At 36.0% G+C, this 7,329-nt stretch carries 9 protein-coding genes; 6 read left to right on the top strand and 3 right to left on the bottom strand.

Going from position 1 to position 7,329, the window contains the following annotated elements:
- The 6 genes from SGJ10_11470 to SGJ10_11445 form a co-directional block, all read left to right on the top strand.
- A partial coding sequence (locus tag SGJ10_11470; protein ID MDZ4758738.1) for a hypothetical protein occupies nucleotides 1-186 on the top strand: 186 nt, incomplete at its 5' end.
- Between the two features lie 123 nt (nucleotides 187-309).
- Entirely contained in the window at nucleotides 310-1,443 is a 1,134-nt protein-coding gene (locus SGJ10_11465; protein ID MDZ4758737.1) for a Fic/DOC family N-terminal domain-containing protein, read from the top strand.
- 122 nt (nucleotides 1,444-1,565) lie between these two features.
- The gene (lysS, locus tag SGJ10_11460; GenBank protein ID MDZ4758736.1) at nucleotides 1,566-3,074 is read left to right on the top strand and encodes a lysine--tRNA ligase; all 1,509 of its coding nucleotides are present in this window, start codon (nucleotides 1,566-1,568) and stop codon (nucleotides 3,072-3,074) included.
- 18 nt (nucleotides 3,075-3,092) lie between these two features.
- The gene (locus SGJ10_11455) at nucleotides 3,093-3,458 is read left to right on the top strand and encodes a hypothetical protein (GenBank protein ID MDZ4758735.1); all 366 of its coding nucleotides are present in this window, start codon (nucleotides 3,093-3,095) and stop codon (nucleotides 3,456-3,458) included.
- Nucleotides 3,459-3,531: 73 nt separating this feature from the next.
- Entirely contained in the window at nucleotides 3,532-4,608 is a 1,077-nt protein-coding gene (gene aroC / locus SGJ10_11450) for a chorismate synthase (GenBank protein MDZ4758734.1), read from the top strand.
- Between the two features lie 81 nt (nucleotides 4,609-4,689).
- Complete coding sequence (locus SGJ10_11445) at nucleotides 4,690-5,592, top strand: site-specific tyrosine recombinase (protein ID MDZ4758733.1); 903 nt, start codon at nucleotides 4,690-4,692, stop codon at nucleotides 5,590-5,592.
- A gap of 7 nt (nucleotides 5,593-5,599) precedes the next feature.
- Here SGJ10_11445 and SGJ10_11440 read toward each other — a convergent pair whose 3' ends face one another.
- The 3 genes from SGJ10_11440 to SGJ10_11430 all read right to left on the bottom strand — a co-directional run bounded on the left by SGJ10_11440 (nucleotide 5,600) and on the right by SGJ10_11430 (nucleotide 7,020).
- Entirely contained in the window at nucleotides 5,600-6,208 is a 609-nt protein-coding gene (locus SGJ10_11440; GenBank protein MDZ4758732.1) for a hypothetical protein, read from the bottom strand.
- A gap of 140 nt (nucleotides 6,209-6,348) precedes the next feature.
- Nucleotides 6,349-6,705, bottom strand: a complete 357-nt coding sequence (locus SGJ10_11435; protein ID MDZ4758731.1) for a hypothetical protein — start codon at nucleotides 6,703-6,705, stop codon at nucleotides 6,349-6,351.
- Nucleotides 6,706-6,762: 57 nt separating this feature from the next.
- Nucleotides 6,763-7,020, bottom strand: coding sequence for a hypothetical protein (locus SGJ10_11430; GenBank protein MDZ4758730.1), 258 nt, complete (start codon nucleotides 7,018-7,020; stop codon nucleotides 6,763-6,765).
- Nucleotides 7,021-7,329: the final 309 nt, after the last annotated feature.

Genomic DNA, 7,329 nt, shown 5'->3' with positions numbered 1-7,329 from the left:
TCTCCGCCTGTGGCGGATTTGGTTTGTAGAATGGTAATGCCGAACTACATCCCGAAAGCATTCGGGATTAGTCCCTTTCTTTTGGACTATTATATATTGCGTGTCGGTATAACATATTGTATCGATATGATAAAAGATGCAGATGGGAGGTTTAAACATTTAAAATGGGATAAAACGTTTGATTGATTTTTACAAAATATTTAATAGTGTGTAAAGACATCCATTCTGCAAATATAAAAATTCATATTTGCAGGAAACTGCTTAAATGCGAATATAAATATTTATATTTGCAGTTGTAAATAGTGAAAAATGGATATCAATAAGTTCAAATCAGGCACACAAAAAAAACAGTACGGCTACAAAAGCTTCACACCAGAGCCCGTTAACCACGATTGGTTATTGGCCGATGGCAGATTGAGTGGTTTATTAAGTTCGGCTGATAGAAAATTGGGAGAGCTTAATGCGTTGAGCATGATGATTCCTGATGTGAATTTTTTTATCAAAATGCATATTACCAAAGAAGCTACGCAAAGTAGTAGAATAGAAGGTACACAAACCAGTATTGATGAAGCACTACAAAGTGAAGCATATATATCGCCTGATAAAAAAGATGATTGGCAAGAAGTGCATAATTATATAGAAGCAATGAATTATGCCATCAAACAAATGGATAGATTACCGCTCAGTAATCGTTTGCTTAAACTCACACAAAAAAAATTATTACAAGGGGTGAGAGGCAAACACAAATTACCAGGTGAGTTTCGCAGTAGCCAAAACTGGATTGGAGGCTCATCCATCAAAGATGCGACTTTTATTCCGCCACATCATACTGATTTGCCCGACCTAATGGCCGACCTTGAATTGTTATTGAACAATGAAGATTTGCATGTTCCACACTTGATACGCATTGCTATTGCACACTATCAGTTTGAAACGATACATCCTTTTTTGGATGGGAATGGCAGGCTGGGCAGGTTGCTCATCACACTATATTTGGTAAGTAATAATATACTCGCCAAACCTACCTTGTACTTGTCTGATTTTTTTGAGCGTAACCGCATACATTATTATGATAATTTAACACAGGTTCGCACCAACAATAATTTGAAACAATGGCTCTTGTTTTTTTTGGTGGGGATTAATGAAACGGCTGAAAGTGGAATTGCAACTTTTTATGCCATCATGAAATTGAGGCAAAAAATAGAAGAAAAGCAAATTATACAATTGGGCAAAAAGGTTCCAATGGCCAAAAAACTGATTAGCTATTTGTATAGTAAACCTATTGTTGACATTCCCGAAATTGCTGGGGTGTTAGAGATAAATATTTCTACTGCCCATAGGCTGGTTCAAGATTTTGAAAAGCTCAAAATCTTAAAAGAACAAACGGGATTTAAACGCAATAAAGTTTTTGTTTTTGAGCAATATTTGAGTTTGTTCAGGTAACTTTCATCTGCAATTATAAAAATCCATATTCGCAGTAAATTGCTTTTCTGCAAATATGGGTTTTTATTTTCGTAGCAAATAGCAAGTCTTTTTTAAACAATTTCTTGGCTTATCTTTGCCCAATGGAACTTAACGAACAAGAAATTATCAGACGACAAAGTTTGAGCGAAATTATGGCATTGGGCATTGACCCTTTCCCTGCCGAACTTTGGGATATCAACGCCTCAGCCGCAGAGATTAATGAGAACTACGAGAACAATAAGATAGAATATAAGAACGTGAGCATGGCTGGTCGTATTATGACCCGTCGCATTATGGGCTCAGCAGCTTTTGGCGTAATACAAGACTCCACTGGCAAAATGCAGATATATATCAAACGCGATGATATATGCCCTGGCGAAGACAAAACATTATATAATACCGTATTCAAAAAATTATTGGATATTGGTGATATTATCGGGGTGAAAGGATATGTATTTACCACACAAACGGGTGAAACAACTTTGCATGTAACCGAGATGAAAGTATTGGCGAAATCGCTGCGACCACTTCCTATTGTTAAAGAAAAAGAAGGGGAAATTTTTGATGCGTTCACCAATCCTGAAATGCGATATCGCCAACGCTATGTGGATTTGATAGTGAACCCACAGGTGAAAGATGTATTTATTAAACGCAGTAAAATCATTAACTCACTGCGTAATACTTTTAATGATAAAGGATATATGGAAGTGGAAACTCCGATACTGCAAAGTATTCCTGGAGGTGCAGCGGCACGGCCTTTCATCACGCATCATAATGCATTGGATATGCCTTTGTATTTGCGTGTAGCCAACGAACTTTATTTGAAACGTTTGATCGTAGGTGGCTTTGATGGAGTATATGAATTTGCAAAAGATTTCCGTAATGAAGGAATGGATAGAACACATAATCCTGAATTCACCGTTTTGGAAATATACGTTGCCTACAAAGATTATAATTGGATGATGGATTTTACGGAAGAGATGCTAGAGAAAGTAGCTCTTGATGTGCATGGAACCACTGAAGTGCCGTTTGAAGATACTGTTTTAAATTTCCAACGTCCGTTCCCCCGAGTAACGATGTATGATGCCATTAAACAATATACTGGTTTTGATGTGTCGGAAATGGATGAGGATGCATTGCGTGACGTGTGCAAACAATTGCATATAGAAGTGGATGCAAGTATGGGCAAAGGAAAATTGATTGATGAAATATTTGGTGGTAAATGCGAGAAGAATTTTATACAACCTACCTTTATTATAGATTATCCAATCGAAATGTCGCCGCTTACCAAAAAGCATCGCAGTAAACCCGGATTGGTAGAGCGTTTTGAATTGATGATTAATGGAAAAGAAATTGCCAATGCGTATTCAGAATTGAATGACCCCATTGACCAACGTGAACGATTTGAAGAGCAATTAAAACTAACCGAACGTGGCGATGATGAAGCGATGTTTATTGACCACGATTTTCTGCGAGCCTTAGAGTATGGCATGCCACCAACTGCAGGTTTGGGTATTGGTATAGATAGATTAACGATGTTTATGACCAATTCGCAATCGATACAAGATGTATTATTCTTCCCTCAAATGAAACCAGAAGCGAACATATAAATATATAATTACGTATAAATGTACTCCGAGCGTTATCTAATTTCCATAGGCCACGAAAATATCATATTTACCACAGGCTCCCTTTTTGTTTGCGGCAGCCCGCCACGGCGGGGTGGCGGAGCAACAGCAGTGAAAATCCTATATCAGGTATGCAATGCCTTGTACAATAAATACAAACAGGTTAGTGGAAACCTTGCTGTTGATTCGACCACGGTTTGCCCTTCCGCAAAACATTCGATATTATTCGGGGAGCTAGAGAAGAGCAAAATTACCTTCGCAAACAAAAACACTTTTGCTTCCTTTTTGTGTAAAAAGGAAAGCCTTCGCGGCGAGCGAGGCGACGAAAAAAGAAAAAAATTAAACCTTAGTTACGTATATATCTAAATTCAAAGTATAATGTAAAGGATAATTTAAGTACTCCTAAAATCAAAGACAACTATATTATATATAATAAACCTTGAACACCTTCGGCAATATATTTCGTATTACAACTTATGGCGAAACGCACGGTCCAGCTATAGGCGTGGTGATTGATGGTTGCCCTACAGGATTAGAGATTGATATTGATTTTATACAACAACAAATGGCCCGAAGAAGGCCTGGGCAATCGGATATTTCTTCACCCAGAAATGAAGATGATATTATAGAAATATTATCAGGTGTATATGAAAGTAGAAGTATTGGGAGTCCAATTTCTATACAAATAAAAAACAAAGACCAACAATCGAAAGATTATAATACTATAGAAAATAGTTTCCGTCCTTCACATGCTGATTATACGTATTATACAAAATACGGAATCCGTGACCACCGTGGGGGTGGACGTTCATCGGCCAGGGAGACAGCAAACTGGGTAGCAGCAGGTGCAATAGCGAAATTATTTTTACAAACAAAAGGAATATATATAAACGCATTTGTAAAACAAATAGGTAATATAATTCTTGATAAAAACTATGATAGTCTTGATTTAAATACTACAGATAATTATATAACGCGTTGCCCCGATGCAGAATTGGATAAGCAAATGCAAGCTGCAATTTTGCAAATAAAAGAGGAAGGTGATACACTCGGCGGTATGATACAATGTGTTGCTACAGGACTTCCCGTAGGCCTTGGTGAGCCTGTGTTTGGCAAACTGCAAGCAGCACTAGCAGCAGCGATGATGGGAATAAATGCAGCAAAAGGATTTGAGATAGGAAGTGGATTTGCAGCAGCAAGCATGAAAGGCAGTGAACATAATGATGTGTTTGAAAATGTAGCCGAACATATTATAACAAAAACAAATTACTCAGGCGGAATACAAGGTGGAATTAGTAATGCAATGCCCATATATTTTAATGTCGCTTTCAAACCTGTTTCATCAATCAAACTCCCACAAAATACTGTTGACCAAGAAGGGAATGACAAAACTATACAAATACTAGGTCGCCACGACCCTTGCGTAGTTCCCAGAGCTGTGCCCATTGTAGAAGCTATGACTGCTTTGGTATTGGCCGATTATTATTTGTTGGCGAAGACACAAGAGAAAAAATAATATATATAATAAAATAATTATATTGTATAGAATGCTGCTTCAATCTTTATACTATATACTTTATACCTTATACTGTTATATATGAATTGGAGCACTGCCATTAAGGGATTTAAAGCCTATTTGCAATTGGAAAAATCGCTTTCTGGTAATTCCATTGAGGCTTATTTGCATGATGTAGAAAAGCTTAAACAATTCACAAACCCAACAGAAACTACCATAATAAATCCACTGCAAATTAAGCTTGAACATTTACAAGCATTTGTGAAGTGGGTAGTGGAATTGGGTTTGAGTAATACAAGCCAAGCACGAATGATATCAGGCATTAGAGCGTTTTATAAATATTTGCTGATGGAGGATTTGATTACACAAAGTCCGGCAGAATTATTGGAACTTCCCAAACTTGCACGTAAACTTCCCGATACACTCGACCATATAGAGATAGAAAAAATGTTGCTGCAAATAGACCTGAGTCGGCCCGATGGACATCGAAACAAAGCGATTATCGAAACAATGTATAGTTGTGGTCTTCGTGTTAGTGAAACAACAGGACTTAAAATTTCTGATATATCATTTGTAGGTGAATATATAAAAGTAACGGGAAAAGGAAGTAAAGAAAGACTAGTTCCTATAGGTAGTGCTGCATTAAAAGCAATTGATTTATATATAAAAAGTTTTCGTAATCAAGTAACAATTGATAAGCATTCTTCTGATATATTATTTTTGAATCGTTTTGGAAAAGGGCTGAGCAGAATATATATATTTACACTCACCAAAAAATTAGCTGCAATGGCTGGAATTACTAAAAATATTAGTCCGCATACGTTGCGACATTCGTTTGCAACAGCTTTAATAGAAGGCGGTGCCGACCTCAGAGCGGTGCAGCAAATGCTCGGACATGAAAGTATCACGACCACAGAAATATATACCCATTTGGACAGAGAATTTTTGCGTGATACGTTGATACAATTTCATCCGAGGGCTTAGTAGAAACTTATATAGTCCGTTTTCTAATTTTCGCCCTGCCAATACAAATTCTATCATCATTAACCGCAGGGTCAACTGACAAAAATCCAGTGAATGCAACTTGTTTTATATGGCCGTCGTAATAAAAAAGTATTAAAGAATAATCTTTAATAATATAAGTACCACTTCCAGCAGTTTTGATGGGTGCATTATCTTGATATATTTGTAATACATTGGTGAAGATGCCTTCATCAGTAAAAGTGCCCTCTTTGGTAAAACTAATTAGTGGTTTTTGCCCTGATTGATAATTATTCATATCGGGACTATTAGGGTCAGAAAGGGAGGTCCAAGAGCCTTGTAACTTGAGCCCGTCCACAGGTTTGCAACGATAGTATGACTGTATACCTATTTCTATATTATCAGTTTTCTTCGATTCCAATTTAATCTCTACTACGCCGGGTCTTTTAATAAGCCACAAACCGGGAGAGGAGTATACATAGTTATTCATGAAATCTAAATTAGTTGTCATGGAAAAATTGGCAAAACCTTTATCGGGCATATGTTCATATACTTGGCCATTATTAAAAAATACTTTCCAAATTGTATGTGCAAGCTTAGGTGTCTTTTCATGCCTCAAATATAAAACTTGTTTTTGAGCTTGCAAATTAAAATTATTTGTATTAAAATATTAGTAGTATTTGGTTAAGTTTATATATATAACAGTTTCATTGATAAAAAAATAATTTCTATAATACTTTAAAACTATATAATCTATTTTTATTTTACTATATTATACTTGATAAGATTCCATTTGTTTTTACCTTTGAGTTTATAACTTATTAGACCTACATTTTTTGCATATATATATTCATTACACCAATCAGGTCCTTTTTCATAAACATATTTTATGCAATCGGGGAAATTTAATTTATTAATTGTGACATTTCTAGTATCTCTAATATTTTCATTAAAACCATTAACGGGGTCCAATGTACTATCCTGCCTCCGATAAAATCTATTTAGTCCAGCATTAATGTTCAATGCAGAAAATTCTAAAAATGTATATACTCGGTCATTAGCATCGTTACCTCTTTTTCTAATATAGTAACCAATAACAGCATTGTTGCTTTGCAATTGATGTTTATTTGTGCAAAGGAATATCCCAATGTTATCATAACATGACCCGTACTGCTAATCAGGTGTCGGTTCTGTGAAATAGGGGCTTAAAGTATCTTTTCGGGAATAGCTCACCCACACACTGTCCTGCTCCTTTGTTGCTTCATCTTCATAAACCCACCAGCTTCCTTCTTTAAAATAGAAATAATCAATAGCATTTTGGGGTACATGTACCGTATTGCTTTGCGTACATTTCGGCTTTTTGTTGAGGTTGCAACTTATACATAATGCAAGCAGCGTTATTAAACAGAGTATTGCTTTTTGCCTTTTCATTTGTCAAATGTAAAACAACTTTTTGTGATTATAAATTAAATTTATAGAGGTTAAGTTATTAAGGCTCAATAATTATCCGCCACGGCGAATTGTCTTGGTCAAATAATATGTATGTCTTTGGCAAGTTATAAGTTTATATAAAATACTTATTTACTCAAGTAGTATTTCATATAATATATCGTTCGCCTCTGAGTGTGTCGCTAAGAATTAATACCAATTCTTAACCTAAAATAGTTCTCCGCCTGTGGCGGATTTGGTTTGTAGAATGGTAATGCCGAACTACATCCCGAAAGCATTCGGGATTAGTCC

This window comes from Bacteroidota bacterium, assembly GCA_034439655.1.
GTDB lineage: Bacteria > Bacteroidota > Bacteroidia > UKL13-3 > UKL13-3 > CANJUD01.
Note: the sequence above shows the minus strand (reverse complement) of the source record. Positions and strands in the feature narration are given on the sequence as shown.

Coding starts and splice junctions, on each gene's coding strand:
- SGJ10_11465 (MDZ4758737.1), top strand. CDS start 310: ATGGATATCAATAAGTTCAAATCAGGCACACAAAAAAAACAGTACGGC.
- lysS (MDZ4758736.1), top strand. CDS start 1,566: ATGGAACTTAACGAACAAGAAATTATCAGACGACAAAGTTTGAGCGAA.
- SGJ10_11455 (MDZ4758735.1), top strand. CDS start 3,093: ATGTACTCCGAGCGTTATCTAATTTCCATAGGCCACGAAAATATCATA.
- SGJ10_11445 (MDZ4758733.1), top strand. CDS start 4,690: ATGAATTGGAGCACTGCCATTAAGGGATTTAAAGCCTATTTGCAATTG.
- SGJ10_11430 (MDZ4758730.1), bottom strand. CDS start 7,020: ATGAAAAGGCAAAAAGCAATACTCTGTTTAATAACGCTGCTTGCATTA.